Source organism: Xanthobacter sp. DMC47, from assembly GCF_056313845.1.
The window spans coordinates 629,605-654,815 of sequence record NZ_JBQUZM010000004.1; the positions used below are offsets into that span (position 1 = coordinate 629,605).

Genomic DNA, 25,211 nt, shown 5'->3' on the forward strand with positions numbered 1-25,211 from the left:
GCCTTACTTCCCGTCGAGGAAGTCCGTCACCAGCGCGATGGTGGCGGCGGGGTTCTCCTCCATGATCCAGTGGCCGCTGCCGGGCACCACATCGCCTGTCACGTCGCTGGCGGCGAAGCGCATCACCTCGGCCATGGTCAGGCCGAACGAATGCTCGCCGCCGAGCGCCAACACCGGCATGGCGAGCTTGCCGGCCTTGAGGAATTCAACATTGTCGACGGCGTCCTGGTCGAAGGCCGCGAACTGGGCAAAGCCCGCATGCATGGCGCCGGGCTGGGCATAGAGCGCCGCGTAATGCTCCCGCGCGGCCTCGGAGAAATGGCTCGGATCGGCGGAGAATTCATTCCAGAAGCGGTCGAGATAGATGCGCTCGCGCCCGGCGACGAGGCGCTCCATGTCCGGCCCCCCGAAGCGGAAATGCCAGAGCAGCGGGTTCTTGAGAATCTCCTCCCACGGGCCGACGCCCGGCAGCGGCGCATCGATGAGGACGAACTTCGTCACCCGGTCGCGGTGGAGCGCGGCGAAGGCGAAGCCCACCATGTTGCCGATGTCGTGGGTGACGAGCGCTGCCTTGTCGATGCCGAGGGCATCGAGCACGCCGGCCATGTCGGCGCCCTGGGTCTTCTTGTCGTAGCCACCCTCCGGCTTGGCCGAGAGGCCCATGCCGCGCAGGTCCGGCACGACAACCGTATGGGTCGGCGCCAGCGCCTGGGCAAGCGCGCCCCACATGTCGCCGGTCTCGCCATAGCCGTGGATGAGCAGCACCGCCGGCCCCTGCCCGCCCGTGCGGACATGGAGGGTGGTGCCGTTGGTCGCGATTTCCTCAACGCGGAAATCGGCGGGAAAGGGAACGATCTGGCTTGCCTCGGGGGCAGTCGAAGGCGTTTGGGGCATGGTTTCCTCCCCGCCAGTGGTCGGCGGATGCGCGAGATGCGCTAAGGGAAACATGCGCTCTTCCGATGACGCCTAGTAGTGGCGCTCTCCGCAAACTTCGCGTGCAGGGCGAAACTTGCCGCAGCGGCGGCCCCGGCGCGGGATGCTGGTGCGCGATGGCATTTCCGCCGGGAAATTTGCCTCGCGGGACCAAACCTGCTAACAGCCCCAGCTTCACACGGACGGCCATGCCGATCCCGCCGACCGGACCGAGAGCCCGGAGGCCCCCGCCCGACAGCGCGATGCGCCCTCGGGCGTGCTTTGCGTTGGCTTGATGCAGCGTCATCGGGTTCCGCGCAGCGCGGGAGATCATAGCGGTCCGGTGTGAACCCTCAACGCATGGGTGCCCATGTTCGACAACCTTTCCGACCGCCTCGGCGGCATACTCGACAAGCTGAAGCGGCGCGGCGCTCTCACCGAGGCCGACGTCGGCGAGGCCATGCGCGAGGTGCGCCGCGCGCTGATCGAGGCGGACGTGGCGCTGGACGTGGTGCGGTCCTTCACCGACCGGGTGCGCCAGCGCGCCGTGGGCGTGGAGGTCATCAAGTCCGTCACCCCCGGCCAGATGGTGGTGAAGATCGTCCACGACGAGCTCGTGGCGACGCTCGGCTCCGACGCCGACCCCATCGACCTCAACGCCCCCGCCCCGGTGCCGATCCTGATGGTCGGCCTGCAGGGCTCGGGCAAGACCACCTCCACCGCCAAGATCGCCAAGCGCCTCACCGAACGCGGCAAGCGCAAGGTGCTGATGGCTTCGCTCGACACCCGCCGTCCGGCGGCCATGGAGCAGCTGGCCACGCTGGGCAAGCAGGTGGAGGTCGCGACCCTTCCCATCGTCGCCGGCCAGTCTGCCGTGCAGATCGCCAAGCGCGCCATCGAGGCGGCGAAGCTCGGCGGCTTCGACGTGGTGATGCTCGACACCGCCGGCCGCGTCACCCTCGATGAGGGGCTGATGGCCGAGGTGGCCGAGGTGAAGGCCGTGACCAAGCCGCACGAAGTGCTGCTGGTCGCCGACAGCCTCACCGGCCAGGACGCGGTGAACACCGCCAAGGCCTTCGACGGCCGCGTGGGCCTCACCGGCATCGTGCTGACCCGTGCGGACGGTGATGGCCGCGGCGGCGCCGCGCTCTCCATGCGCGCCGTCACCGGCAAGCCCATCAAGCTGCTCGGCACCGGCGAAAAGATGGACGCGCTGGAGGATTTCGATCCCCACCGCGTGGCCGGCCGCATCCTCGGCATGGGCGACGTGGTCGCCCTGGTGGAGCGGGCCGCCGAGAATATCGACATCGAGAAGGCGAAGATCACTGCCGAGCGCATGCGCAAGGGCACCTTCGACCTCGACGACCTGCGCGGCCAATTGGAGCAGATGTCCAAGATGGGCGGCCTCGGCGGGCTCATGGGCCTCATGCCCGGCGTCGCCAAGGTGAAGAACCAGATCGCCGCCGCCAATCTCGACGACAAGGTGTTCAAGCGGCAGGTGGCCATCATCAATTCGATGACCCCCAAGGAGCGCCGCGCCCCGAAGCTGCTCGACGCCTCGCGCAAGCGCCGCATCGCCGCCGGCTCCGGCACCAAGGTGGAAGAGATCAACCGCCTCCTGAAGATGCACCGCCAGATGGCCGACGTGATGAAGGCCATGGGCGGCGCCGCCGGCAAGCGCGGCCCGCTCGCCGGCCTCGCCGGCATGATGGGCTTCGGCGGCGGCGGCCCCTCGCCCGAGATGCTGCAGGAGATGGCGGAGAAGATGGGCAAGGGCGGGCCCGGCAGTGCCGGTGGCGGCCTCCCGCCGAACTTCCCCGGCCTGCCCGGCGGCGGCCTGCCATCCAAATTCCCCGGCGGCCTGCCCGGCCTGCCCAAGGGCTTTCCTGGAGCGGGAGGGCCCGGCAAGAAGAAGTAACGCCAACGCCCCCTGCCTGCCCGGGCGCCGGCAACAGCAATCACCCCGAATACCAAACGCAAGACACTGACTTAAAAAGGAAGAAGACCATGTCCCTCAAGATCCGTCTCGCCCGCGGCGGCGCCAAGAAGCGTCCCTACTACCGCATCGTCATCGCCGACGCCCGCGCCCCGCGCGATGGCCGCTTCATCGAGAAGATCGGCACCTTCAACCCGCTGCTGGCGAAGGATGCCGCCAACCGCGTGGTGCTCGACACCGAGAAGGCGAAGGCCTGGCTCGAGAAGGGCGCCCAGCCCACCGACCGCGTGGCCCGTTTCCTCGACGCCGCCGGCCTGCTGAAACGCGAAGCCAAGAACAACCCGAAGAAGGCCGAGCCCGGCCAGAAGGCCCAGGAGCGCGCCAAGGAGAAAGCCGACAAGGCCGCCGCGGCCGCCGGTGGCGAAGCTGCCGAGTGAGGCTTCCCTTTCGGGAGCATGAGGAACGGGGGCGCCTGGCGCCCCCTTTTCTTTTTGGGACAACGGTTCACAACCGCGCTCCGGCACCTATCTAAGCCCCAGCCCCGAAAGCTCGGGCGCGGCGGCACCAGCGTGACGCTGCGGGCGGTTTCCCCTGTCCGCCGGCCGGGCTAGAGAAGGGCGACGCATCTTTTGAATCCATTCTGCCCCCTTTGCTGCTTCTGGAGCGCCTGATGTCCGATCCCGTCACCGTCTCGTTCGCCCGGCTCACCGCCGCCGCCAAGGGCGTCCTCGTGGTGCTCACCGACGAAAGCCTCGCCTTCGGCACGCAGGCGCAGAAGCTGGTGAAGGGGGCGGACAAGGCGCTGACCCGCGCGTTCGATGCGGAGAAGTTCAAGGGCAAGGCCTGGAGCGCGCTGGACCTGCTCGCCCCCGCCGGCATCGAGGCGCCGCGCCTCATCGTCATCTCGGTCGGCAAGGCGGCGGACCTGAAGCCCAAGGACTTCCTGAAGCTCGGCGGCCTCATCGCCGGCAAGCTCCCCGCCTCCGCCCGCGAGGCGAGCGTGGTGCTCGATCTGCCCGGCACCAAGATTTCCGCCGATTCTGCCGCCGAGGTGGCGCTTGGCATCTCCCTGCGCAGCTACAGCTTCGACCGCTACAAGACGAAGAAGAAGGACGATGCCGCCGAGCCGGCCGCCCGCGCCGTGACCCTCCTCGTCTCCGACGAGGCCGGCACGAAGCGCGCCTATGCCGCCCGGCAGGCGGTGGGCGACGGCGTGCTGTTCGCCCGCGACCTCGTGAACGAGCCCGCCAACGTGCTCGACCCGCCGGAATTCGCCCGTCGCGCCGAGGAGCATCTTTCCGGCGTGGGTGTCGAGATCGAGGTGCTGGACGATGCCGCCCTCGCGGAAGCCGGCCTCAAGGCGCTGCTCGGCGTCGGCCAGGGCTCCATCAAGGAAAGCCGCGTCGTGGTGATGCGCTGGAACGGCGGACCCAAGGACGAGGCGCCGGTGGCCTTCATCGGCAAGGGCGTCACCTTCGACACCGGTGGCATCTCCATCAAGCCCGCCGCCGGCATGGAGGACATGAAGGGCGACATGGGCGGCGCCGCCTGCGTCACCGGCCTCATGTATGCCCTCGCCGCCCGCAAGGCGAAGGTGAACGCGGTGGGCCTCATCGGCCTCGTAGAGAACATGCCCGACGGCGCCGCCCAGCGCCCCGGCGACATCGTCACCTCGCTCTCCGGCCAGACCATCGAGATCATCAACACCGATGCCGAGGGCCGGCTCGTGCTGTGCGACGTGCTCTGGTACGCCAAGGAGCGCTTCAAGCCCAAGTTCATGATCGACCTCGCCACCCTCACCGGCGCGATCCTGGTGGCGCTGGGCTCGGAATATGCCGGCCTCTTCTCCAACGACGACGAGCTGTCGGCGCGCCTCACCCAGGCGGGCCAGGAGACCGGCGAGCGGGTGTGGCGCATGCCGCTGGGCCCGGAATACGACAAGCTGATCGATTCCAAGTTCGCCGACATGAAGAACACCGGCGGCCGCAATGCCGGCTCCATCACCGCCGCCCAGTTCCTCCACCGCTTCGTGGACAAGACCCCGTGGGCGCACCTCGACGTCGCCGGCACGGCCATGTCCTCGCCGGCGAGCGACATCAACAAGAGCTGGGGCTCGGGCTGGGGCGTGCGCCTGCTCGACCAGCTGGTGAAGGATCACTACGAGGGGTGAGGGCCTAGCTCTCGTCCGTCGCCTCTCTCGGACCCGTTGCTCTCTCATAACCGTCGCCCTCCGGCTTGACCGGAGGGCCCATCCCTCCGCTTGAGCTGCCGCGGGGAGTGAGGGGCAAACGGCACCATGGGTCCTCCGGTCAAGCCGGAGGACGACGGCGACTGCAGGCGATGGAATGCGGAAACGGCCCTATTCCGCCGGCCCGGCGTGCGGCGGGTGCTTGGGCTCGGTCAGGCGCACGGCGGCGTAGCCCATCGCGATCACGACGAGCGGCATCACCACATATGCGTAGAGCCAGAGGCCGGTCATATCAGTCGTCCAAGCACGCTTCTTGCCATGAAATGTAGCACACCCGCAGCCGCCAGCCAAAAGACGCTGCCGAGGGCGATGAGCAGGCCATGGGACGGCCCCGCCGCGCCGATGCCGCCGAGCCCGTAGAGCGAAGCGACGGCCGGCCCCAAAGCACCCACCGTCAGGCAGGCGGTCGACGCCCGGTCTAGGGCGTTGGCGGTCAGCTTGGTGCGCTCGTTCTGGATGAGGCTCATGGCCGGCATATGGAAGGCGCGTCCGCGCCGGTCAAGCCGGAGCGCGACGCGGTGCGAGCCCGCGTGCTAGCCTTGCCCCGATGACCGAAATCCTCTTCTACCACCTAGAGCGCCGCCCGCTGGAGCAGGTGCTGCCGATGCTGCTGGAGAAGTCGCTGGAGCGCGGCTGGCGGTGCGTGGTGCAGTGCGGGTCGGCGGAGCGGCGGGATGCGCTCGATTCCCATCTGTGGACCTATAGCGAGGCCTCCTTCCTGCCCCACGGCACGGAGGCGCAGCCTTTGCCCGAGCGCCAGCCGGTGCTGATCGCGACGTCGGAGGCGAACCCCAATGGCGCGCAGGTGCGTTTTCTCGTCGATGCGGTGCCGCTCGCCGATGCCTCGCCCTATCAGCGCGTGGTCCACCTCTTCGACGGGCGTGACGACGAGCAGGTAGCCAAGGCCCGCGAACGCTGGCGCGAGGCCAAGGCGGTCGCCGGCAACGAACTCACCTACTGGCAGCAGGACGAGAACGGCCGCTGGGTGCGCAAGGCCTGAGGCCGGGAGGGCGGAGGCCGCACGGACAACGGCGCAGGATAGGCGATGGCGGACCTGCCGCACGCCGGTTCCGGGCAGAGCTTCGCCTTCGGCGGTGCGGGAAGGTTGACCGCAGGGCCTGTTTCTGTCCTAGTCCCGGCCGTTTCGACCCCTGACGGATCCATGACCGAAGATCGTATGCCGGAGCGTGCCGCCGAGCGCGCGCAAGATCGCTACAACGCCCGCGAAGCCGAGCCGAAGTGGCAGAAGACCTGGGCCGAGCGCGGCATCTTCCGCACGCGCAACGACGACCCGCGTCCGAAATTCTTCGTCATGGAGATGTTCCCCTATCCGTCGGGGCGCATCCACATCGGCCACGGCCGCAACTATGTGATGGGCGACGTGCTCGCGCGCTACAAGCGCATGCAGGGCTTCAACGTGCTCCATCCCATGGGCTGGGACGCCTTCGGCCTGCCGGCGGAGAATGCCGCCATCGAGCGCGGCATCCACCCGAAGGCCTGGACCTACGAGAACATCGCCTCCATGCGCGAGCAGCTCCAGCTGCTCGGCCTGTCGCTCGACTGGAACCGCGAGATCGCCACCTGCGACCCGTCCTATTACGTGGAGCAGCAGCGCATCTTCCTCGATTTCCTGGACAATGGCCTCGCCTATCGCAAGGAAAGCGAGGTCAACTGGGACCCGGTGGACAACACCGTGCTCGCCAACGAGCAGGTCATCGACGGCCGCGGCTGGCGCTCCGGCGCCATCGTGGAGCGGCGCAAGCTCTCCCAGTGGTTCCTGCGCATCACCCAGTTCGCCCAGGAATTGCTCGACGCCATCGACACGCTCGACCGCTGGCCCGACAAGGTGCGCCTCATGCAGCGCAACTGGATCGGCCGCTCGGAAGGGCTCGAAGTGCTGTTCGAGTTTGCCAAGGCGGGCGCCCAGAAGCTGCCGGCCGGCACCAAGGCGGTGAAGGTCTACACCACCCGCCCGGACACCCTGTTCGGCGCCTCCTTCCTCGCGCTCTCGCCCGACCATCCGCTGGCCAAGCACCTCGCCGGCACGGACGGGCAGCTCTCCGCCTTCATCGCCGAGTGCAAGCGCGGCGGCACCTCGGCGGAAGAGATCGAGACGCAGGAGAAGAAGGGCTACGCCACCGGCCTCAGTGTCGTCCACCCGCTGGACGCCACCCGCACCGTACCCGTCTATGTCGCCAATTTCGTGCTGATGGACTACGGCACCGGCGCCATCTTCGGCTGCCCGGCCCACGACCAGCGCGATTTCGACTTCGCCACCAAATACGGCCTGCCCATCACCCCCGTGGTGCTGCCCGAAGGCGCGGACCCCGCCACCTTCTCGGTGGCCGAGGGGCCCTATGACGGCGACGGCACCCTGTTCAATTCCGCCTTCCTCGATGGCATGAGCGTGCCCGAGGCGAAGGAGGCAGTGGCCCGCCAGCTGGAGCGCTTCCGCGTCGAGGGCGAGCCGCAGGGCACGCGGCGGGTGAACTTCCGCCTGCGCGACTGGGGCATCTCGCGCCAGCGCTATTGGGGCTGCCCCATCCCGGTCATCCATTGCGATGACTGCGGCCCGGTGGGCGTGCCCCGCGACCAGCTGCCCGTGGAGCTGCCCGACGACGTCACCTTCGACCGTCCCGGCAATCCGCTCGACCGCGCCAAGGCGTGGCGCGACGTGCCATGCCCCAAGTGCGGCAAGCCGGCCCGGCGCGAGACGGACACCATGGACACCTTCGTGGATTCGTCCTGGTACTTCCTGCGCTACGCCTCGGACAATGTGGAGAAGCCGCTGGACAAGGCGGCGGTGAGCCACTGGCTGCCGGTGGACCAGTATATCGGCGGCATCGAGCACGCGATCCTGCACCTGCTCTATTCCCGCTTCTTCACCCGCGCGCTGAAGCATTGCGGCCGGGTGGACCTGGAGGAGCCGTTCGCCGGCCTCTTCACCCAGGGCATGATCGTCCACGAGACGTACAAGGATACCGAGGGCAAGTGGCTCTTCCCCGAGGAGGTGAAGCTCCTCGGCAACGGCAAGGCGGTAAGGATCTCGGACGGCTCGCCCGTTACGGTCTCCCCGCCGGAGAAGATGTCCAAGTCCAAGCGCAACGTGGTGGCGCCGGAGGTGGTGGCGGATACCTACGGCGTGGACTGCGCCCGCTGGTTCATGCTCTCCGACACCCCGCCCGAGCGCGACAGCGAGTGGACGCAGGGCGGCATCGAGGGCGCCTGGCGCTTCGTGCAGCGCGTGTGGCGCCTGGTGAACGAGGCGGTGGAGCTGGGCGCCAAGCCGGGTGCTTCGCGCCCGGAGACGTTCAGCGAGCAGGCCCTCGGCCTGCGCCGTGCCGCCCACGGCCTCGTCGCCACGGTAGCCGAGGACATCGAGCGGCTGCGCTTCAACGTGGCCGTGGCCCATGTCCACGAGTTCGCCAACGTGTTCGGCTCGGCCATCGCCGCCGCCCGCTCGTCGCCGGAGGTGCCGGCAGACCTCGCCTTCGCGCTGCGCGAAGCCGCCGAGATGCTGACCGGCGTGGTGGCGCCCATGACGCCGCATCTGGCCGAGGAATGCTGGGTCGCGCTCGGCCACGGGTCGGAGGGCACGCTGGTGGCGGAGGCCCGCTGGCCGGCCACCGAGGCCGAGTTGCTGCGCCGTGACACGGTCACACTTCCGATCCAGATCAATGGCAAGAAGCGTGACGATATCGTCGTCCCGCGCGCGGCGACCCCCGCCGAGGTCGAGGCCGCCGTGCTCGCGCTGGAAAGCGTCCAGCGGGCACTCGACGGACGCGCGCCGAAGCGTATCATCGTGGTGCCGCAGAGGATCGTGAATGTCGTTGCCTGATCCTGCCCTTCCCATGCGCCCCGCCGGCCTTCTGGCTCGGCTGATGCTGGTGTGCGCCCTCTCGGGGGCGCTCGCGGGCTGCTTCCAGCCGCTCTATGCCGAGAATTCGACCACCGGCGGCCCGGCGCTGATGGACAAGATGCGGGATGTGGAGATCGTCCAGATCCAGGGGCGGCTCGGGAACGACCTGCGCAACGACCTGATCTTCGCGCTCACCGGCGGCGAGGGGAATCCCAAGGGCGCCCCGCTGCAGATGATCATCACGGTGGATTCCTCCACCTCCACGGCGCTCATCAATTCCGCCTCGGGCCTGCCCGAGAACCAGATCGTCCGCGTCACCGCCAACTGGCGCATCATCAAGGCGGACGACAAGAAGAAGGCCACGGTGACCGAAGGCGCGGCCACCGGCTCCGCCACCATCGACACCAGCGACCAGCGCTTTGCCAATTACAGCGCGCAGATCGACGCCGAGAAGCGCGCTGCCCGCTCCGTGTCGGACCAGATCAAGGCGCAGCTCGCCGCCTGGTTCATCCGCACCGGCAACGCGCCGCCGGCCCGCTCGGCGAGCTAAGCGGATGGTCGCGGTCCGGCCCGGCGACGCCGACGCGGCGCTCGCCCGGCGCGACCGGTCCAAGAGCGTCGTCCTCATCTTCGGCCCCGACATGGGCCTCGTGCGCGAGCGCGCCGAGGGGCTGGTGCGCCGCGCCGTGCCCGACGCCCATGATCCCTTCGCCCTCGTGCGGCTGGAGGGCGACGAGATCGCCTCCGACCCCCGCCGGCTGATCGACGAGACCTCCACCATCGGCCTGTTCGGCGGCGAGCGGGTGGTGTGGGTGCGCGCCGGCTCCAAGAACATCGTGCCCGCGCTCCAGCCCGTGCTGGCCACCGGTTCCGACACTTTGGTGGTGGTGGAGGCCGGCGACCTGAAGAAGGGCGCGCCGCTGCGCACCCTGTGCGAGAACGCCCAGAACGCCCTCGCCATCGCCTGCTATGCCGACAGCGAGCGCGACCTCGCCCGCCTCGTGGACCAGATGATGGCCGAGGCGGGCCTCGCCATCGACCGCGATGCGCGCGAACTGCTCGTCTCCCTCATCGGCGGCGACCGGCTGGCCTCGCGCGGGGAGATCGCCAAGCTCATCCTCTACGCCATGGGCACCGAGCGGGTGACGCTGGACGACGTGCGCCTCATCGTCGGCGATGCCTCGGCCCTCGCGCTGGACGACGTGGTGGATTCGGCTCTGGCGGGCGAGACGCGGGAGGCGCTGGCCGCGCTCTCCAAGGCCTTCGGCGCGGCCACGCGGCCGGATGCCGTGCTCGGCGCGCTGCTGCGGGCGCTCACGGCGCTGCATCCCATGACGCTGGCGGTGGCCGGCGGATCGAGCGCCGAGAGCGTGGTCGGCTCCGCCCGCCCGCCGGTGCATTTCTCCCGCAAGCCCAAGCTGGAGAAGGCCCTGCGCGGCCTCGACCCCGACCGCTGCATGAAGGCGCTGCTCGCCGTGGACGACGCGGTGCTTGCCGCCCGCCGCAACGCGACGCTCGCCCCTGCCATCTGCGAGCGGGTGGTGCTGCAAGTGGCCCAGCAGGCGGGGCGGCGGCGGTAAAGGGCCGCTCTTTGCAGCGGTCGTTGGGGGCTTGTCCCAGCCATCACGTCCCAAAACAATCGTCATGGCCGGGCTTGTCCCGGCCATCCACGTGGTTGGGCCGGGCACAGCTCTGCGCGCGCTGGCACCATCGGCCCGACGTGGATGCCCGGCACAAGGCCGGGCATGACAGCGGAGAGAGGCGAGGGGCTCGGTCACGGGCGACTGGGGACGGTGCGGGGAGCGGCCGCCCTTCGGGCCATTTTCCGCCATCCGGTCCGGACGCGAGCGGTGCCATAAATCAGGATGGCGGCTTTGTCCCGCGTGCCGCCGTCCACGTCGCCCGTCCTCGCCTGCCCGGAGCGCCGCATGAGCTGGATCCTGCCGGACCGCATCGACAATCACTTCCCCGGACACCGCGCGGTGGTGGGGGTGTTCGCGGTCATCACCGCCATGACCATCGGGCGCAGCCTGTTCCACATGCTCGCCCCGGATGGCGGGGCGCAGTCGGTGGCGCACATTCCGCTCGACACCTTCTCGCCGGTGCAGGCGGGTCAGGCGGTGATCTTCGTCTTCGCGCTGTGGGGCCTGTCGCAGCTCATCATGGGGGTGCTCTATGTGATCGCCCTGGCGCGCTATCGCGCGCTCATCCCGCTGCTGCTGGTGCTGATCGTCGTGGAATATGCGGGCCGCTACCTGCTCGGCCACATGCGGCCGCTGGAGGTCACCCACGCGCCGCCGGGCAAGATCCTGGACCACATCATGATCCCACTGGCGCTGGTGCTGCTGGTCTTCAGCCGGCCCGCCTTCGGCCGGCGCTGAGGCGCATCAGGCCCTGTCCCGCGCCAGTTCGGCGAAGTGCCCCTTCATCTGCAGCCAGCCGAGGGCGGCGAGGCCCGGCAGGCCGGCGACGGCGGTGAGGACGAAGAACAGCGGCCAGCCCGACGCCTCGGCGATGGCGCCGCTGGAGGAGCCGAGCAGGGTGCGACCCACCGCCGTCAGGGCCGTGAGCAACGCATACTGGGTCGCGGTGTGCTCCCGCGCGCCGCACAGGGCGGAGAGGTAGGCCACGAAGATCACCGTGCCGATGGCGCTGGTGAAGTTCTCGATGAGGATGACGCCCGTCAGCACCGCCTCGTTCGGCCCCACATAGGCCTGGAGCGTGAAGCCGAGGTTGGAGGTGATCTGCAGCACGCCGGAGATCCACAGGCAGGTCACCAGCGGGCGCTCGCGGGCGATCCACGCGCCCACGAAGCTGCCGGCGATGGTGCCGCCGAAGCCCACCACCTTCACGATCTCCACGTAGGTCGCCTTCGAGAAGCCGATATCGAGCACGAACGGCCCGGTGAGCACCCCGGCGAAGGCGTCGCAGAATTTGAACAGCATCACGAACAGCAGGATCATCACCGCCTGGTTGCGGCGGAGGAACTCGCCGAACGCGCCCATTGTGGTGGCGACGAGCCGGTGGCCGGTGCCTTCCTCCGGCGCGCGCACCGGCGCCGTCGGCTCCCGCGCGAAAAGGGTGGCGCCGACGCCGATCAGCACGCAGCCGGCAGCGATCATGTAGCCCCAGAACCAGCTGGTGCCGCGCGGCAGGTTCAGAGCCGTTTCCAGATAGGCGACCAGCGCGATGACGCCGGCGCCGGTGGCCAGCATGGCGATGCGATAGCCGGTGACATAGCCGGCCATGCCGGCCGCCTGTTCGCTGGCGCTCTCCAGCCGCTCCACGCGGAAGGCGTCCACCGCGATGTCCTGCGTCGCCGAGGCTATGGCGACGGCGAGTGCGCAGGCCGCGACGCCGAACGGCGCGGCAATGGGATCCTGAAGCGCCAGCGCGGCGATGGCGGCGATAAGCACGATCTGGCAGGTGAGCAGCCAGCCGCGCCGCCGGCCGAGCAGGCGGGAGAGGAGCGGCACGTCCACCGCGTCCAGCACCGGCGCCCAGAGGAATTTCAGCGTGTAGGGCAGGCCCACGAGGCTGAACAGGCCGATGGCGGTGAGCGTCACCCCCACGTCCTTCATCCACAGCGAGAGCGTGCCGCCCACCAGCGCCAGCGGCAGGCCGGAGGAAAAGCCGAGCAGGCTGACGGACAGCACGTCGCGCTGGGTATAGAGCGCGACCGCCTCGCGGATGGTGCGGCGGCGGGGGGCCTCGGTGCCGTTGGCGCTCAGGCTTTGCTCGGTCATCTCGATCCTTCCGCCGCTCCCGCGCGGGGAGCGTGCCGCTGCGGGATGCTGCGCGCGGCATCCCGGTCCTCGCTCTTCCTTATGAGCGTGACCGGTGAAGAGGTCCCTACCGTGGCAGAACGAGCCAGCGCGCTCAGGCCTGCGGGTGGCTCCACAGGCCCTGTTCCACCTTGGACACCGCGATCACGGCCTGGGTGCGGCTTTCCACGCCCAGCTTCTGCAGGATGGCGGACACGTGCGCCTTCACCGTGGCCTCTGAGACCGACAGCTCGTAGGCGATCTGCTTGTTGAGCCGGCCTTCGGCCAGCATCATCAGCACCCGCACCTGCTGGGGCGTGAGGGTGGAGAGGCGGGCGATGATGGCGTCGGTCTCGGCGTCGGCCTTGGTGGTCACGCTGGTGTCGGGCGGCAGGAAGGTCTCGCCCTTCAGCACCTGCGCCACCGCATCGCGCATGTTGCCGACGCTCATGCTCTTGGGGATGAAGCCGGAGGCGCCGAGATCGAGGCAGCGGCGGATCACCGCCGGCTCCTCGTTGCCGGAGACCACCACCACCGGGATCGCCATGTATTGGGCGCGCAGATAGATGAGGCCGGAAAAGCCCCGCGCGCCCGGCATGGTGAGATCGAGCAGGATCAGGTCGAACTCGGGGTCGCGCTCCAGCAGCGCGGTCAGGTCATCGAAGGTGCCGACCTCCTCGATCCTGGCATCGGCGCTGCGGCCGAGCACCGCCTCGCGCAGGGCACCGCGGAACAGGGGATGGTCGTCGGCGATGACGAGGCGCAGTCCGTTCCCGGCATCTTCCACCATGCTTCCTCCCCCGCAAGGCTTGTGCCTCTTGTCGCGCGGCCGCCGCAAGGCGCGCGCGAATCGATCCTGCGATCATCAATCCGTGGCGAAGCGGTGACAAGCCGATCAGGGAAATTGACCAAGCGTTCCGGTGAAAGTCAAAACAACCTCGCGCCGATGCGGCCGGTCGCGATGCTCCACGAGATAGAGTCCCTGCCAAGTGCCGAGCCCCGGCCGCCCGCCGCGCACGGGAATGGAGAGGCTGGCGTCGCTCAGCATGGTGCGCACATGGGCCGGCATGTCGTCCGGCCCCTCGGTGTCGTGGACCCATCGGAAATTGCGCGGCGCGAGGGTGCGCAATGCGGTGAGGAGGTCGGTCTGCACGTCCGGGTCGGCATTCTCCTGGATGGTGAGGGAGGCCGAGGTGTGCCGGCAGAAGACGGTAAGCACCCCGTCGCCGGCGGCGATCTCGCCGAGAAAGGCGGTGGCCTCGCGGGTGATGTCGGTGAAGCCCTCGCCGGGCGTCTCCACCTGAAGCGTCGCCTCGGCGTGGCGCACGGCCCCTCCGAGGCGCGCCGGGGTGCGGCTGGTGCGCGCCATGGTCATCTCTCCTCCTGCTTGCACGGCTCAAGCCTGCCACGTACGAGTTGGAACCTGTCGCACGGCGCATTCCGGGCGTTTATTCCCGAACCATCAGGGTCGTTCAATGTCGAAGCTGGTTCTCGATCCCGCCGTGTTCTCTGCTGCGGCCGTCGCGCCCGACACGCGCATGGTCAACGATGCCATCGTGAAAGCCCTCTCCGCGATCCCGGACCGCTGGGCGCCGCCGCTGGCCGAGATCCGCGCCGCCCGCCTCGCCGGCAAGGGCACTTTCCCGCTGGCGCCGGAAAGCCCGCGCGCCTCGTTGGAGACCATCCCCGGCCCGCGCGGCCCCGTGCCGGTTCGCATTTTCATGCCGGATGGCGCGCCGAAGGGCGTCTATCTCCACATCCACGGCGGCGGCTGGACGGTGGGCTCGGCGCGCGAGAACGAGGCGCTGCTCGACCGCATCGCCGCCAATTGCGGCCTCGCGGTGGTCTCGGTGGACTATGCGCTGGCGCCGGAAGAACCCTATCCCGCCGGCCCGGACGATTGCGAGGCGGCGGCGCTCTGGCTGGTGAAGGAGGGCAAGGCCCGCTTCGGCACGGAGCGCTTCGCCATCGGCGGCGAATCGGGCGGCGCGACCCTCGCCGTCGTCACCCTCCTGCGCCTGCGCGACCGCCACGGCATCGCGCCCTTCTCCGCCGCCGTGCTCACCGCCGGCTGCTACGACCTGCGCCTGACCCCCTCCGCCCGCAACTGGGGCGACCTGCCGCTGGTGCTGAACACGCGGGACATCACCTTCTTCGTCAACAACTACCTGCGCCTTCAGGGCAAGGCGGACGATGCGGACGTCTCGCCCCTCCTCGCCCCCCTCAAGGGCCTGCCCAAGGCGCTGTTCATCGTCGGCGGCCGCGACGCGCTGGTGGACGATACGCTGTTCATGGCCAATGCGTGGGTCGCGGCGGGCAACGACGCCGAGCTGGAGGTCTACCCAGGCGGCTGCCACGTCTTCATCGCCTTCCCCGGCACCATCTCCGACCAGGCGCTGAAGCGCATCGACGGCTATCTGACGGATTTTTGAGGGGGGCATCCCAGCGGTTTTCGACCTTCCCGCTCCTTCCAACCGTCGCCCTCCGGCGTGACCGGAGGGCCCATCTGCTCACCCGCGAACGCTTCCGAGGCCGGGGCAACGATGCCATGGGTCCCTCCGGTCAAGCCGGAGGACGACGGCGGTTGGGATATGTCAGCGCTCGCAGGTTTTGCCCCGCTGCGCGGGGACCCTCCCCTGGGCCCCGGATCAGCGCTCCGGCTCCGCCGTCGCTTGTCCGGGGCACACTCCCCTCAGAGCTTCTCCTGCCCGTTGGGGGCGCGGAATTCGTCGATCATTCCCCTGAGGCGGCGATAGAAGCGCTCTGCATAGGCGAAGGCGCGATCCATGTCGGACGTGTCGGGGCTGGCGTTGGGGCCGGTGCTCGGCGGAAGCGGGGGAATGGGCGGAAGCTGGGCCGAACGGCGCAGGCTCTCGTTTTCCGCCTGGAGCCGGGCGATCTCCGCCTCGTAGGCATCGCGCGAATCCGGAACCGCCTCGCAGGTAAAGGCGGTGCCCCGCTTGGCGCACAAGGAGACGCGGCCGGTCTCCCGGTCGAGCTTCAGCGCGCCGCCCTCCACCGGGGCGAAGGAAAAGCGCGGCGCAACGGTGTCGCCGGGCGGCACCGGCACCTGTAGCGGCCCCTGCGCGAGGGCAGGCGCCGCCAGGAGAGTCGCGGCGAGGGCCGCCGCGAGGGGAAGCCCGGCCGAATGCGCCGGGGCTGCCGGGAAGACCATGCGCGCCTCCAAATCCAGCGTCCGCGTCCCGCGGCCATTCCGCGGCGTCACATCCGCTAGATAAGCACGCCGATCGGGGCCGGAAGGGGGCGGGAGCCTTCAGACCACGTCCGGACGGTAGGGCGCCCGCCCGGAGGTGAGCGCCTCGTCCAGCAGGTCGATGCGGTCCTGGCCCCAGAACACCTCCCCGTCTAGCAGGTAGGACGGCGCGCCGAATACGTCGGCGGCAAGCGCCTTGGCGCGGTTCTCCAGATAGAGCGCGGCGATCTTCTCCTCGCCCGCGGCGGCCACCAATTCGGCACCGGGCAGGCCCACGGCGTCGGCGCAGGCGGCGATGACCTCGGGCAGGCCGAGATTTTCCTGCCGCACCCAGACGCCTGAGAAGATGCGCTCCATCAGGTCGCCGGGGGCGTGGCCGGCCTCGATGGCGGCGATGATGGTGTGATCGGCCAGCGTGCCGTCGAACGGCCAGTGGACAGGATGGACATTCAGCGCAACGCCGCGCTTCTCGCGCCAGCGCTGAAGCTCAAGGATGCGGTAGCGCTGGCGCGGCGGGGCGCGCTTCGACAGCGGCAGCCCGCCGGTCTCGGCGAAGACCGGGCCGAGGGACACCGGGTGGAACCGCACCTCCACCCCGTGGCGGGCGGCGACCGCCATCACCGGGCGATGGCCGAGGAAGGTCCAGGGGCTCACGCTGGAGAAGAAATAGTCGAGGGTGCGCGGCGCGGCGGTCGGGCTCATTGGGGGCAGGCCTTCTTTGGGGGATCGTCCTTGGGCGGGAGGCGGATGCTAAAGCCTCTTTCCACCGCCTTGAAGCCGCGCACGCGGATCAATCGACCGATCCGGCAGTTGTTGCTTGCGCAGGGCGGCTTGACAGGGACGCGCACGGTGCTTCCCTCTCAGGCGGCCCGGAGACGATCCGGGAGGCGGCATGGGCGACGAACGGGAATCCGAGCTGGTCGGGCTCCAGAGCGAGCTGGCGGGGGTGGCGCTGAAGGCGGCCATGGCGAAGGACCCGCCGAGCGGACCTGAGGCGGCGGCCGCCGCCGGCGGCAGGACCGCCCGGCGGACGGTGCGGATGAACCCCTTGATGTGGATGGCGGTATCGTTTCTGGCCGGCACGGTGGCAGGCTCGCTGCTCCAGCCGGTCCGGTGGGTGCGCAGAGGAAGGGACGCGGGATGAACTTCGACCAGCTTTCGCGGAATCTGAAGATTCTGCTGCGCACCAACACCATCATCGCCGAAATCCACCTGCGCCACATCGCGGCGCGCACGGGCCTGTTCGCCTTCGCCGCCTTGGTGGCGAGCTTCGGCGTGGTGATGCTGGGCGTGGCGCTGTTCCTGGCGCTGGAGCAGTCCATGGGGCCGATCTGGGCGGCCGTGACGGTGGGCGGCGGTGGGCTGGTGCTCGCCCTCATCGTGGCCATCATCGGCGCCTCGCTGAAGCCCTCGCGCGAGCTGGCGCTGGCCAACCAGGTGAGCCAGTCCGCCATGGACGCGGTGGCCGCCGACCTGCGCGCCACCCAGGCCAACGTCGCGTCCTATGCCTCGCTGGCCGCCGTGCCGGGCCTGGTGGTGCCGGCGCTGACCCTGCTGACGCGGCTGTTCCGCCGCCGTCCGCGGGCGTAGGCATCAAGGCGGCTTGATTCCGGCCCCTCGGGCCGCAGAGGGCTGCGGCAGGGAACGGCGGCGGCGCGGATGCCCGCGCGTCTGGCCCTGACCACGGTCTGCGGGTGGGACGCGGACCGTGCTGGCCGGTTTGGCCTTGCCACGTGGCAGCCCATCGTCCATCAAACTCCAGGCACAGCAATCTGGAGGGTGGCGATGATGGCGCGGGGTCGCGGGATGAGGGTCGCTTCGGGAGTTGCCGCAACACTCCTCCTGACCACCCTCACAGCCGCGCCGGCGCTTGCGGCGGACGGCGTGCCCAGCCTCAACGGCGCCACGCTGCCGCTGCTCTGGGGCATCCCCTTCGCCGGCATGCTGCTGTCGATCGCCCTTTTCCCGCTGCTCGCGTCCCACTTCTGGCACCACCATTACGGCAAGGTCGCGCTGTTCTGGGCGCTGGCCTTCGCGGTGCCCTTCTCGCTCACCTACGGCCCGTCCGCGACGGCGCACGAGGTGGTGCATACCGCGCTGCTCGAATACATCCCCTTCATCATCCTGCTGTTCGCCCTGTTCACCGTGTCCGGCGGCATCCTCGTCACCGGCAATCTCAAGGGCACGCCGCTGGTCAACACGGTGATCCTCGCCATCGGCACGGTCATCGCCAGCCTGATCGGCACCACCGGCGCCTCCATGGTGCTGATCCGCCCGCTGCTGCGCGCCAACGACAACCGGCGGCACAATGTGCACACGGTGGTGTTCTTCATCTTCCTGGTGTCGAACATCGGCGGCTCGCTGACGCCGCTCGGTGACCCGCCCTTGTTCCTGGGCTTCCTGAAGGGCGTGAACTTCTTCTGGACCACCACCCACCTGCTGCATGACACGGCGGTGATCGTGGCCATCCTGCTCGTCGCCTTCTACCTGCTCGACCGCTTCTTCTATTCCCGCGAGGACGAGATCATCCGCCATCCGCCGGACCCGACTCCCTCCACCGAGGGCCTCGGCCTGCGTGGCGCGCAGAACGTGCCGCTGCTGGGCGGCATCATCGGCGCCATCCTCATCTCGGCCCTGTGGAAGCCCGGCATCAATTTCGACGTCTACGGCACCCATGTGGAGCTGCAGTGGGTGGTGCGGGACGTGCTGCTGATCGTGTTCGCGCTGATCTCGCTCGCCATCACCCCGGCGCTGGTGCGCGAGCGCAACGGCTTCGACTGGGAGCCCATCCTGGAAGTGGCAAAGCTGTTCGCCGCCATCTTCCTCACCATCATCCCGGTGATCGCCATCCTCAAGGCCGGCACCAGCGGCGCGCTCGCCCCGCTGGTCAACCTCGTCACCGGATCGGACGGGCAGCCGGTGAACGTCTGGTATTTCTGGCTGACCGGCGCGCTCTCCGCCTTCCTCGACAACGCGCCGACCTATCTCGTGTTCTTCAACCTCGCCGGCGGCGATCCCCACCAGCTGATGGGGCCGCTGGCGGTGACGCTGGAAGCCATCTCGGCCGGCGCGGTGTTCATGGGCGCGCTCACCTATATCGGCAACGCGCCGAACTTCATGGTGCTCTCCATCGCCCGCCACCGCGGGGTGAAGATGCCGAGCTTCTTCGGCTACATGGCGTGGTCCTTCACCTTCCTGCTGCCGCCCTTCGCCTTCATCACCTGGCTGTATTTCGTCTGAGGGGCGGGCCAAGGGCCAAGACCGCCGTCGTGCTCCGGCTTGACCGGAGCACCCATCCCGCCAGATGCGCCGGCGGCACCATGGGCCCTCCGGTCAAGCCGGAGGGCGACGGCCACACACCTGGGCGCCGCGCACTTGGGCGCTGCGCACTTGGGCGCCGCGCACTTGGGCGCCGCGCACTTGGGCGCTGCGCACTTGGGCGCCGCGCACTTGGGCGCCGCGCACTTGGGCCCTACCTCAGCGCGGCGCCGCAACGCCCCCTATTCCCCCGCCAGCCGCAGGGGCATGCCGTGGGCGGCTTCCGCCCTTCTGAGCCGTGCTTCCGCCTCGGCGATGTAGCCGCGCGTGAGGGGCACGGCATCCTGCCGGCGGGCAAGCTGGATCTGGAACACGTTCAGGCCCTGGTGGCGGAAGCCCATCTCGCTGGCGGCGAGATAGAATTCCCACATGCGGCAGAAGCGCTCGTCGGTGAGCCGCGCCGCCTCCTCCCAGCGGGCGCGGAAGCGCTGGCGCCAGGCCTTCAGCGTTTCGGCATAGTGCAGGCGCAGCAGCTCGATGTCGGTGACGACCAGCCCGCTCTTCTCGATGTGCGGCGTGACTTCCGACAAGGCCGGGATGTAGCCGCCCGGGAAGATGTATTTGGCGATGAACGGGTTGGTGACGCCCGGCGGGTCGGAGCGGCCGATGGCATGCAACAGCATCACCCCGTCGTCCTCCAGCAGGCTGTGCGCCTTGCGGAAGAAGGCGCCGTAGTGGTCCACGCCCACATGCTCGAACATGCCCACCGAGACGATGCGATCGAACGGCCTCTCCACGTCGCGATAGTCCTGCAGGGCGAATGACACCTGTCCCGCCATGCCCCGCTCGTCCGCGCGGGCGGTGGCGAGCGTGAGCTGCTCCTGCGAGAGGGTGACGCCTGAGACCTCCGCCCCCGCCATCTCGGCGAGATAGAGGGCGAGCCCACCCCAGCCGGAGCCGATGTCGAGCACCCGGAGCCCCGGCCGGTCCAGCACGAGCTTGGCCGCCACATGCCGCTTCTTGGCGAGCTGGGCATCGTCGAGGCTCTGCCCCGCATGCTCGAAATAGGCGCAGCTGTATTGCCGGTCGTGGTCGAGGAAGAGGGAATAGAGCCGGCCGTCGATGTCGTAATGGTGCGCCACGTTGCGGCGTGCCGTCTCGCGCGGGTTGAACTGGGCAATGCGCCGCCCGAGCCGCCGCAGCACATGGAACGCCTTGGCCGGCACGCTCGGATTGAAGGCGGCGGGCTGGGACATGAGCAAGGCGAGGAGATCGGCGATGCTGCCCTCCTCCATCACCAGCGTGCCGTCCATATAGGCCTCGCCGAGCCTCAGCTCGGGATCGAGGACGATGCCGCGCTCGGCTTCCGCGCAGGTGAAGCGGACGGCAAGCGGCGTTCGGGGCGGGCCGGCGCGGGTCGTGCTGTTGACCGTGAAGCTCTGGCCCGAGGCCGTCGTGACCTTCAGCGCGCCATCAACGATGACGCGTCGCAGCAGTGTTTCCAGCAACCGGTCCATCGGCCGCCTCCACGCTCGCCCGCTCGATCCTTTCCCGCTTCCCGGCAACGCCTGCGCTGGTGCTTGGATACAAGGGGACAGAGCACCAACGCGCGGCGCAAGGATAAGTTCGGGCCACCCCCTGCGACCCGAAGTTCCCTGCCTGAAGCGCCGCAACGGAGAAATGAAACCACCAAGCGTGCGGCACCGCAATACGGCACGCGGCGATTTGACCGGCGGGGGCGGTCCCGCCCCTCTCCCGCCCTGCCCCAAACGAAAACGGCGCCCCGGCGGGTAAGGCCGGGACGCCGTAGGGAACGCTGACGGCCGGCGCCGGGGCGCCGGTGCCGCTGGCCTCAGGCCGAAATCAGGCTTCCTCGCCTTCCTCGGCGGCGACTTCGGCGGCCACGGCGGCGCGCTCGATGGCGAGCTCGGCCTCGATCTCGGCGTCCTCGTCACGGGCGGTGCGCACGTCCTCGCCGCGGGCCTGGCGCTCGGCCTCTTCCGCGTTGCGGGCGACGTTGACCTGCACGGTCACCTCGACCTCGGGGTGCAGGCTCACCGGCACGGTGTGCAGGCCCAGGGTCTTGATGGGGTGGTTCAGCACGATCTGGCCGCGGTCCAGGCTGAAGCCGGCGGCGGTGAAGCCCTCGGCGATGTCGCGCGTGGACACCGAGCCGTAGAGCTGGCCGCTCTCGCCCGCCTGACGGATCATGATGACGGCCTGGCCGGCGAGCTTCTCGGCCACCGCCTCGGCGTCCTTGCGACGCTCCAGGTTGCGGGCCTCGAGCTCGATCTTCATGGTCTCGAAGCGGTCCTTGTTCGCCTTGGTGGCGCGCAGGGCCTTGCCGTTGGGCAGCAGGAAGTTGCGGGCGAAGCCGTCCTTGACCTTCACCACTTCGCCCATCTGGCCGAGCTTGGCGACGCGCTCGAGAAGAATGACGTCCATTTTGTTTCTCCTGTCTCTGATCGTTGGATTTCGTTGAATTTCAGCGGTCGTTCGCGGCGGGCGGGCTTTGCCCCGAGCCCATCCGCGAGCGGAAGTCGAACATGGCGTCGGCGAAGCCGAGCAGCGCCATGGCGAGGATCGGCCAGCTGAGCGCGGCGGCGGTGAGCCACAGCCCGGCGAGGATGAGGAAGCGGGCCGAATGGCCGATGGTCACCGCATGGACCACGGCGAAGCCCGCCAGCGCGTAGGCGCACACCAGTGTCGCGGCCGCGGCGGAGGCGGACAGCCCCAGCATCGCCCCGGCCATGGACAAGGCGATCGCCACCGCCAGCACCAGCGAGGTGACGGGCGGCAGGCGGAAGGCCGACAGGGTCGGCCACGGACGCCTGAGGCGGCCGGAGATCAGCGCGGCGCGGGCCGCGAGATAGAGGCAGACGAGCTGCGAGACCATGGACATCACCGCCGCCATGCCCGGCAGCAGGCGCGCCACGAGGGCGCCCACGGCGGCCGGATCGGTCGGCTGCGCGCCCGGCAGCACCTGGCCCGAGAGCAGCGCCTCGAACGCGGCGATCACCGCGCGGCGGTAGGTCTCGTAATCCCCCGCCACGGCGAACAAAGCGATGATGACCGCGATCGTCGAAAGCCCGGCGGAGAGCAGCACCAGCCCGCCCACCGGGAACCACACCAGCCCGTCGCGGCCGGCCGGATCGGGCCGTGCGAGCATGGCCGCATAGGACAAGGCGAAGGCCGGTCCGCCGATGCTGACCGCGTAGGTGAGGACGAGGCTGCCGCCGAAGGCGAGGCCGATCCCCGCCCCGCCCACGAGAACCGCCACCAGCGCCGAGAGCGGCGAGAAGGCGATGCCAGCGATCATCACCGGAAGCGGCGAGAGATAGAACAGGGGCACGGCCAGCGCCGATCCCGCCGCGGCTCCGGCGGCAAGAACGGCGGATGCGAGGCCGGCAGCCACGCCTGTGAGAAGAAGGTACACCATCTCGACAAGCTGTCCCGCGGGTGCGGTTAGAGGCGGGTCATCCCGCCCCAGCAGACGTTCCGGGGGTCATTCCCCGAAGCGCGTCTTCTAGAAACAGGTTCGCCCTCCCGGAGGAGGGCGAACCGGATCAAAGGATCACGCGATCAGCGGATCACGAAGGGCAGCAGGCCCAGGAACCGCGCGCGCTTGATGGCGGCGGACAGCTCGCGCTGCTTCTTGGCGGAGACCGCCGTGATGCGCGAGGGCACGATCTTGCCGCGCTCGGAGATGTAGCGCTGCAGGAGACGCACATCCTTGTAGTCGATCTTCGGCGCGTTCGGGCCGGAGAAGGGGCAGGTCTTGCGACGGCGGAAGAAGGGACGGCGCTGACCGCCGCCGGCGCCACCGGACGATGCGAAAGCCATCAGTTCTCCTCCTCGGCCTGCACTTCTTCAGTCGGACGCGGACGGCGCGGGCGATCCTCGCGGCCGCCGAAGCGGTCACCACGATCACCGCGGTCGCCACGCTCTCCGCGCTCGCCACGATCGTCCCGGTCACGCTTCTGGAGCATGGCGGAGGGACCCTCCTCGTGCTCCTCGACGCGCAGGGTGAGGACGCGCAGGACGTCCTCGTCGATGCGCTGCTGACGCTCCAGCTCCTGCACCGCCGCCGCGGGGGCGTCGATGTTGAGCAGGGTGAAGTGGGCCTTGCGGTTCTTGTTGATGCGATAGGTGAGGGACTTCACGCCCCAGTACTCGGTCTTGCCGACCGAGCCGCCATTCGCCTCGATGACACCCTTGAAACGGGTGGTGAGTTCCTCGACCTGCTGCGCCGTAACGTCCTGGCGCGCGAGGAACACGTGCTCGTAGAGCGGCATGTGTTCACTGCCTTTCGGTTTCACTCTTCCGCCCACCGGCGCCAAGCCCTTCTTGCCTTTCGGAAAGGCGCGAAGCTCGGAAGGCGGGGACACGGGACGACGGGCTCTCGCCCTGCCCTCCTCGACCTTGGCCAACCCCGTGGGATGGGCCGCGACAAAAGAAGACCGTCCGTTCAGCCCCCGGCCGGGTGCGACGGAAGCGGGGCGTATAGCAGGTTTCGAGGGAAAGGCAAGGTGGCGAGGGGAAGCCGTCGAGGTTCGCAGGACCAGCGACGGCGCAGCCGGAGCGCCGAGCCGGGGTGCAGCGTAAACCGCTCTCCACGTCGCCCTCCGGCTTGACCGGAGGGTCCACCTGCCCACCCGAGTACGCTTCCGATGGCTGGGACAAACGCCACCATGGGTCCTCCGGTCAAGCCGGAGGACGACGATGGTGGCGGAGCACGAAGGGGGTGCCGGAGGACGAAGGGGGTGGGAGGCTGATTATCCCGCCCCAGCCCCTCAATACAGCCCGACGCTGGCCGGCGGGCGGGGCGCGGTGGAGGCGGGCTTGGCGCTCACGGGCTTGGCCGTCGCGGTGGCCGCCGGCTTCGTGCCGGTGGAGCCGGTGGTGTTGGCGGCGGCGGCCGCGCCCTGGGGCTTCGGCTTCTTCTTCGGCGCCGGGTTGAGCGAAGCGACCTTGGGCTCGGGCATCGCCTTGTTCATGGCGATGAGCTGGGAGACGGTGACGAACTTGTAGCCCTTGGCCAGAAGGTCATCGAGCGTCTTCGGCATGGCGTCCACCGTGGTGGGGTGGATGTCGTGGGCGAGGATGATCGCGCCGGAATGCACGTTCTTCAGGATGCGGTCGTGGATGACCGTCGGGTTGCGGTCCTTCCAGTCCAGCGGGTCCACGGACCAGTAGATGAAGGTGGAGCCGAACTTCTCGCGCAGGTGCGCGCGCAGCGCCGGGGTCATCGCGCCGTAGGGCGGGCGCACATTGTGGACCTTGAGGCCGGTGATCTGCTCGATGGCGGCGTTGGTGTCGCCGATCTGCTTGTCGGCGGCGGCCACGGGAATCTTGGGCAGCTGGGGGTGGTCCCAGGAATGGTTCGCCACCTCGTGCCCCTGGGCGATCATCTGCTTGATGATGTTGGGCGAGGCCACGGCGCGGCTGCCGAGCACGAAGAAGGTCGCCTTGATGCCCCGCTGCTCCAGCATCTTCAGAAGACGCGGCGTGGTCTCGGGATTGGGGCCGTCGTCGAAGGTGATGGCGATGTAGGGGCCATCCACCGTCGCCGAGGAATAGGCGACAAGATTGTGCGGGTTCGTGCCGTTGGCCTCGGCCGCGGGGACGGCCATGCCGGTGCTCGACGGCAGGCCGGCCGGGGCCGACTCCATCATGGAAGAGGGCACCGGCCCGGTCATCAGTGCCGGCTTCGGCGGGGTGAAGGTGGCGGTGGGCGGCGCGGAAGGCGCGGTGCCGGACGGCGTCAGCGTCTGCGCGCAGGCAGGGACGATGACGGTGGCGGTGAGGAGAGCGGCGGCAAGAAGCGCCGGAAATCCCCGGATGGCCTTCACTTCAGGCTTCACGGCGGAACCACTTTCTGATGCGGACGTACCTATCGGCGCCCAATGTCCATCGCTCGTTATGGATAAATTGTGAAGCGGGCATGGCCAACCCCCAGTTTCCTTATCGTAAGGCCGGGTTGACAATCGCGCCGCCGTGCCCTCGCTGCTGGCCTTGCC

25 protein-coding genes are annotated in these 25,211 nt (G+C 69.3%); 12 read left to right on the top strand and 13 right to left on the bottom strand.

The features are described 5' to 3' along the window. Window positions 1-3 precede the first annotated feature (3 nt). The gene (locus ACT54R_RS14675) at window positions 4-894 is read right to left on the bottom strand and encodes an alpha/beta fold hydrolase (protein WP_476327455.1); all 891 of its coding nucleotides are present in this window, start codon (window positions 892-894) and stop codon (window positions 4-6) included. Window positions 895-1,282: 388 nt separating this feature from the next. Here ACT54R_RS14675 and ffh point away from each other — a divergent pair, with 388 nt between their 5' ends. The 3 genes from ffh to ACT54R_RS14690 all read left to right on the top strand — a co-directional run bounded on the left by ffh (window position 1,283) and on the right by ACT54R_RS14690 (window position 5,018). Further along, a complete protein-coding gene (gene ffh / locus ACT54R_RS14680; protein ID WP_476327457.1) occupies window positions 1,283-2,830 on the top strand; it encodes a signal recognition particle protein in 1,548 nt (515 codons plus the stop codon). A gap of 89 nt (window positions 2,831-2,919) precedes the next feature. Further along, a complete protein-coding gene (gene rpsP / locus ACT54R_RS14685) occupies window positions 2,920-3,285 on the top strand; it encodes a 30S ribosomal protein S16 (RefSeq protein WP_168456422.1) in 366 nt (121 codons plus the stop codon). A 233-nt stretch (window positions 3,286-3,518) separates the two neighbouring features. After that, entirely contained in the window at window positions 3,519-5,018 is a 1,500-nt protein-coding gene (locus ACT54R_RS14690) for a leucyl aminopeptidase (protein ID WP_476327459.1), read from the top strand. Between the two features lie 305 nt (window positions 5,019-5,323). On the opposite strand, the gene ACT54R_RS14695 is transcribed toward ACT54R_RS14690, so the two are convergent. Further along, complete coding sequence (locus ACT54R_RS14695; protein ID WP_476327461.1) at window positions 5,324-5,563, bottom strand: hypothetical protein; 240 nt, start codon at window positions 5,561-5,563, stop codon at window positions 5,324-5,326. A gap of 80 nt (window positions 5,564-5,643) precedes the next feature. Between ACT54R_RS14695 and ACT54R_RS14700 the strand changes: the two genes are divergently transcribed. The 5 genes from ACT54R_RS14700 (at window position 5,644) to ACT54R_RS14720 (ending at window position 11,336) form a co-directional block, all read left to right on the top strand. Then, a complete protein-coding gene (locus tag ACT54R_RS14700) occupies window positions 5,644-6,096 on the top strand; it encodes a DNA polymerase III subunit chi (RefSeq protein WP_168456420.1) in 453 nt (150 codons plus the stop codon). A 162-nt stretch (window positions 6,097-6,258) separates the two neighbouring features. After that, entirely contained in the window at window positions 6,259-8,934 is a 2,676-nt protein-coding gene (leuS, locus tag ACT54R_RS14705; RefSeq protein ID WP_476327463.1) for a leucine--tRNA ligase, read from the top strand. Continuing rightward, complete coding sequence (lptE, locus tag ACT54R_RS14710; protein WP_168456418.1) at window positions 8,921-9,505, top strand: LPS assembly lipoprotein LptE; 585 nt, start codon at window positions 8,921-8,923, stop codon at window positions 9,503-9,505. The genes leuS and lptE overlap by 14 nt, the downstream gene beginning before the upstream one ends. 4 nt (window positions 9,506-9,509) lie before the next feature. Beyond that, on the top strand, window positions 9,510-10,535 hold the full coding sequence (gene holA / locus ACT54R_RS14715; RefSeq protein ID WP_476327465.1) for a DNA polymerase III subunit delta: 1,026 nt from the start codon (window positions 9,510-9,512) through the stop codon (window positions 10,533-10,535). 348 nt (window positions 10,536-10,883) lie between these two features. Further along, on the top strand, window positions 10,884-11,336 hold the full coding sequence (locus ACT54R_RS14720) for a hypothetical protein (RefSeq protein WP_476327467.1): 453 nt from the start codon (window positions 10,884-10,886) through the stop codon (window positions 11,334-11,336). A gap of 6 nt (window positions 11,337-11,342) precedes the next feature. Here the strand turns inward: ACT54R_RS14720 and ACT54R_RS14725 are convergent, their stop codons facing one another. The 3 genes from ACT54R_RS14725 to ACT54R_RS14735 all read right to left on the bottom strand — a co-directional run bounded on the left by ACT54R_RS14725 (window position 11,343) and on the right by ACT54R_RS14735 (window position 14,094). Next, window positions 11,343-12,701 carry an AmpG family muropeptide MFS transporter gene (locus ACT54R_RS14725; RefSeq protein ID WP_168456415.1) on the bottom strand — a complete coding sequence of 453 codons (1,359 nt, stop codon included), beginning with the start codon at window positions 12,699-12,701 and terminating at the stop codon, window positions 11,343-11,345. A gap of 133 nt (window positions 12,702-12,834) precedes the next feature. Next, on the bottom strand, window positions 12,835-13,509 hold the full coding sequence (locus ACT54R_RS14730; protein ID WP_168456414.1) for a response regulator transcription factor: 675 nt from the start codon (window positions 13,507-13,509) through the stop codon (window positions 12,835-12,837). Between the two features lie 105 nt (window positions 13,510-13,614). Further along, entirely contained in the window at window positions 13,615-14,094 is a 480-nt protein-coding gene (locus tag ACT54R_RS14735; RefSeq protein ID WP_476327470.1) for a secondary thiamine-phosphate synthase enzyme YjbQ, read from the bottom strand. Between the two features lie 100 nt (window positions 14,095-14,194). Here ACT54R_RS14735 and ACT54R_RS14740 point away from each other — a divergent pair, with 100 nt between their 5' ends. Then, window positions 14,195-15,151, top strand: coding sequence for an alpha/beta hydrolase (locus ACT54R_RS14740; RefSeq protein WP_476327472.1), 957 nt, complete (start codon window positions 14,195-14,197; stop codon window positions 15,149-15,151). A 260-nt stretch (window positions 15,152-15,411) separates the two neighbouring features. Here the strand turns inward: ACT54R_RS14740 and ACT54R_RS14745 are convergent, their stop codons facing one another. Both ACT54R_RS14745 and ACT54R_RS14750 read right to left on the bottom strand, forming a co-directional pair. Beyond that, window positions 15,412-15,894 carry a hypothetical protein gene (locus ACT54R_RS14745; protein WP_476327474.1) on the bottom strand — a complete coding sequence of 161 codons (483 nt, stop codon included), beginning with the start codon at window positions 15,892-15,894 and terminating at the stop codon, window positions 15,412-15,414. Window positions 15,895-15,993: 99 nt separating this feature from the next. Next, a complete protein-coding gene (locus tag ACT54R_RS14750) occupies window positions 15,994-16,635 on the bottom strand; it encodes a DsbA family protein (protein ID WP_476327476.1) in 642 nt (213 codons plus the stop codon). A gap of 190 nt (window positions 16,636-16,825) precedes the next feature. Here ACT54R_RS14750 and ACT54R_RS14755 point away from each other — a divergent pair, with 190 nt between their 5' ends. From ACT54R_RS14755 to ACT54R_RS14765, 3 genes are all read left to right on the top strand, one after another. Further along, window positions 16,826-17,077 carry a hypothetical protein gene (locus ACT54R_RS14755; protein ID WP_168456409.1) on the top strand — a complete coding sequence of 84 codons (252 nt, stop codon included), beginning with the start codon at window positions 16,826-16,828 and terminating at the stop codon, window positions 17,075-17,077. Next, window positions 17,074-17,523 carry a phage holin family protein gene (locus ACT54R_RS14760; RefSeq protein WP_168456408.1) on the top strand — a complete coding sequence of 150 codons (450 nt, stop codon included), beginning with the start codon at window positions 17,074-17,076 and terminating at the stop codon, window positions 17,521-17,523. Before ACT54R_RS14755 ends, ACT54R_RS14760 begins: the two co-directional genes overlap by 4 nt. Window positions 17,524-17,739: 216 nt before the next feature. Further along, window positions 17,740-19,173, top strand: a complete 1,434-nt coding sequence (locus ACT54R_RS14765; protein WP_210254246.1) for a sodium:proton antiporter — start codon at window positions 17,740-17,742, stop codon at window positions 19,171-19,173. A gap of 260 nt (window positions 19,174-19,433) precedes the next feature. Here ACT54R_RS14765 and ACT54R_RS14770 read toward each other — a convergent pair whose 3' ends face one another. The 6 genes from ACT54R_RS14770 to ACT54R_RS14795 all read right to left on the bottom strand — a co-directional run bounded on the left by ACT54R_RS14770 (window position 19,434) and on the right by ACT54R_RS14795 (window position 25,055). Continuing rightward, complete coding sequence (locus ACT54R_RS14770) at window positions 19,434-20,708, bottom strand: class I SAM-dependent methyltransferase (protein ID WP_476327479.1); 1,275 nt, start codon at window positions 20,706-20,708, stop codon at window positions 19,434-19,436. A 346-nt stretch (window positions 20,709-21,054) separates the two neighbouring features. Then, window positions 21,055-21,636, bottom strand: coding sequence for a 50S ribosomal protein L9 (rplI, locus tag ACT54R_RS14775; RefSeq protein ID WP_168456405.1), 582 nt, complete (start codon window positions 21,634-21,636; stop codon window positions 21,055-21,057). 40 nt (window positions 21,637-21,676) lie between these two features. Further along, window positions 21,677-22,630 carry a YybS family protein gene (locus ACT54R_RS14780; protein WP_476327481.1) on the bottom strand — a complete coding sequence of 318 codons (954 nt, stop codon included), beginning with the start codon at window positions 22,628-22,630 and terminating at the stop codon, window positions 21,677-21,679. A gap of 143 nt (window positions 22,631-22,773) precedes the next feature. After that, window positions 22,774-23,034 (bottom strand): 30S ribosomal protein S18, encoded by a 261-nt coding sequence (gene rpsR, locus ACT54R_RS14785; protein ID WP_168456403.1) that lies wholly within the window; start codon window positions 23,032-23,034, stop codon window positions 22,774-22,776. Further along, entirely contained in the window at window positions 23,034-23,486 is a 453-nt protein-coding gene (gene rpsF / locus ACT54R_RS14790; protein ID WP_476327483.1) for a 30S ribosomal protein S6, read from the bottom strand. The genes rpsR and rpsF overlap by 1 nt, the downstream gene beginning before the upstream one ends. Before the next feature lie 498 nt (window positions 23,487-23,984). Next, window positions 23,985-25,055, bottom strand: a complete 1,071-nt coding sequence (locus ACT54R_RS14795; RefSeq protein WP_476327485.1) for a polysaccharide deacetylase family protein — start codon at window positions 25,053-25,055, stop codon at window positions 23,985-23,987. Between the last annotated feature and the right edge of the window lie 156 nt (window positions 25,056-25,211).

Bases quoted from the DNA above. Each gene is read 5' to 3' on its own strand.
- rpsF (WP_476327483.1), bottom strand. From the start codon at position 23,486: ATGCCGCTCTACGAGCACGTGTTCCTCGCGCGCCAGGACGTTACGGCG.
- ACT54R_RS14675 (WP_476327455.1), bottom strand. From the start codon at position 894: ATGCCCCAAACGCCTTCGACTGCCCCCGAGGCAAGCCAGATCGTTCCC.
- ACT54R_RS14765 (WP_210254246.1), top strand. From the start codon at position 17,740: ATGAGGGTCGCTTCGGGAGTTGCCGCAACACTCCTCCTGACCACCCTC.
- ACT54R_RS14740 (WP_476327472.1), top strand. From the start codon at position 14,195: ATGTCGAAGCTGGTTCTCGATCCCGCCGTGTTCTCTGCTGCGGCCGTC.
- ACT54R_RS14750 (WP_476327476.1), bottom strand. From the start codon at position 16,635: ATGAGCCCGACCGCCGCGCCGCGCACCCTCGACTATTTCTTCTCCAGC.
- rpsP (WP_168456422.1), top strand. From the start codon at position 2,920: ATGTCCCTCAAGATCCGTCTCGCCCGCGGCGGCGCCAAGAAGCGTCCC.
- ACT54R_RS14720 (WP_476327467.1), top strand. From the start codon at position 10,884: ATGAGCTGGATCCTGCCGGACCGCATCGACAATCACTTCCCCGGACAC.
- leuS (WP_476327463.1), top strand. From the start codon at position 6,259: ATGACCGAAGATCGTATGCCGGAGCGTGCCGCCGAGCGCGCGCAAGAT.
- ACT54R_RS14725 (WP_168456415.1), bottom strand. From the start codon at position 12,701: ATGACCGAGCAAAGCCTGAGCGCCAACGGCACCGAGGCCCCCCGCCGC.
- ACT54R_RS14760 (WP_168456408.1), top strand. From the start codon at position 17,074: ATGAACTTCGACCAGCTTTCGCGGAATCTGAAGATTCTGCTGCGCACC.
- ACT54R_RS14730 (WP_168456414.1), bottom strand. From the start codon at position 13,509: ATGGTGGAAGATGCCGGGAACGGACTGCGCCTCGTCATCGCCGACGAC.
- ACT54R_RS14690 (WP_476327459.1), top strand. From the start codon at position 3,519: ATGTCCGATCCCGTCACCGTCTCGTTCGCCCGGCTCACCGCCGCCGCC.
- holA (WP_476327465.1), top strand. From the start codon at position 9,510: ATGGTCGCGGTCCGGCCCGGCGACGCCGACGCGGCGCTCGCCCGGCGC.
- ACT54R_RS14770 (WP_476327479.1), bottom strand. From the start codon at position 20,708: ATGGACCGGTTGCTGGAAACACTGCTGCGACGCGTCATCGTTGATGGC.
- lptE (WP_168456418.1), top strand. From the start codon at position 8,921: ATGTCGTTGCCTGATCCTGCCCTTCCCATGCGCCCCGCCGGCCTTCTG.
- rpsR (WP_168456403.1), bottom strand. From the start codon at position 23,034: ATGGCTTTCGCATCGTCCGGTGGCGCCGGCGGCGGTCAGCGCCGTCCC.
- ACT54R_RS14735 (WP_476327470.1), bottom strand. From the start codon at position 14,094: ATGACCATGGCGCGCACCAGCCGCACCCCGGCGCGCCTCGGAGGGGCC.
- ACT54R_RS14745 (WP_476327474.1), bottom strand. From the start codon at position 15,894: ATGGTCTTCCCGGCAGCCCCGGCGCATTCGGCCGGGCTTCCCCTCGCG.
- ACT54R_RS14755 (WP_168456409.1), top strand. From the start codon at position 16,826: ATGGGCGACGAACGGGAATCCGAGCTGGTCGGGCTCCAGAGCGAGCTG.
- rplI (WP_168456405.1), bottom strand. From the start codon at position 21,636: ATGGACGTCATTCTTCTCGAGCGCGTCGCCAAGCTCGGCCAGATGGGC.
- ACT54R_RS14695 (WP_476327461.1), bottom strand. From the start codon at position 5,563: ATGAGCCTCATCCAGAACGAGCGCACCAAGCTGACCGCCAACGCCCTA.
- ACT54R_RS14780 (WP_476327481.1), bottom strand. From the start codon at position 22,630: ATGGTGTACCTTCTTCTCACAGGCGTGGCTGCCGGCCTCGCATCCGCC.
- ffh (WP_476327457.1), top strand. From the start codon at position 1,283: ATGTTCGACAACCTTTCCGACCGCCTCGGCGGCATACTCGACAAGCTG.
- ACT54R_RS14700 (WP_168456420.1), top strand. From the start codon at position 5,644: ATGACCGAAATCCTCTTCTACCACCTAGAGCGCCGCCCGCTGGAGCAG.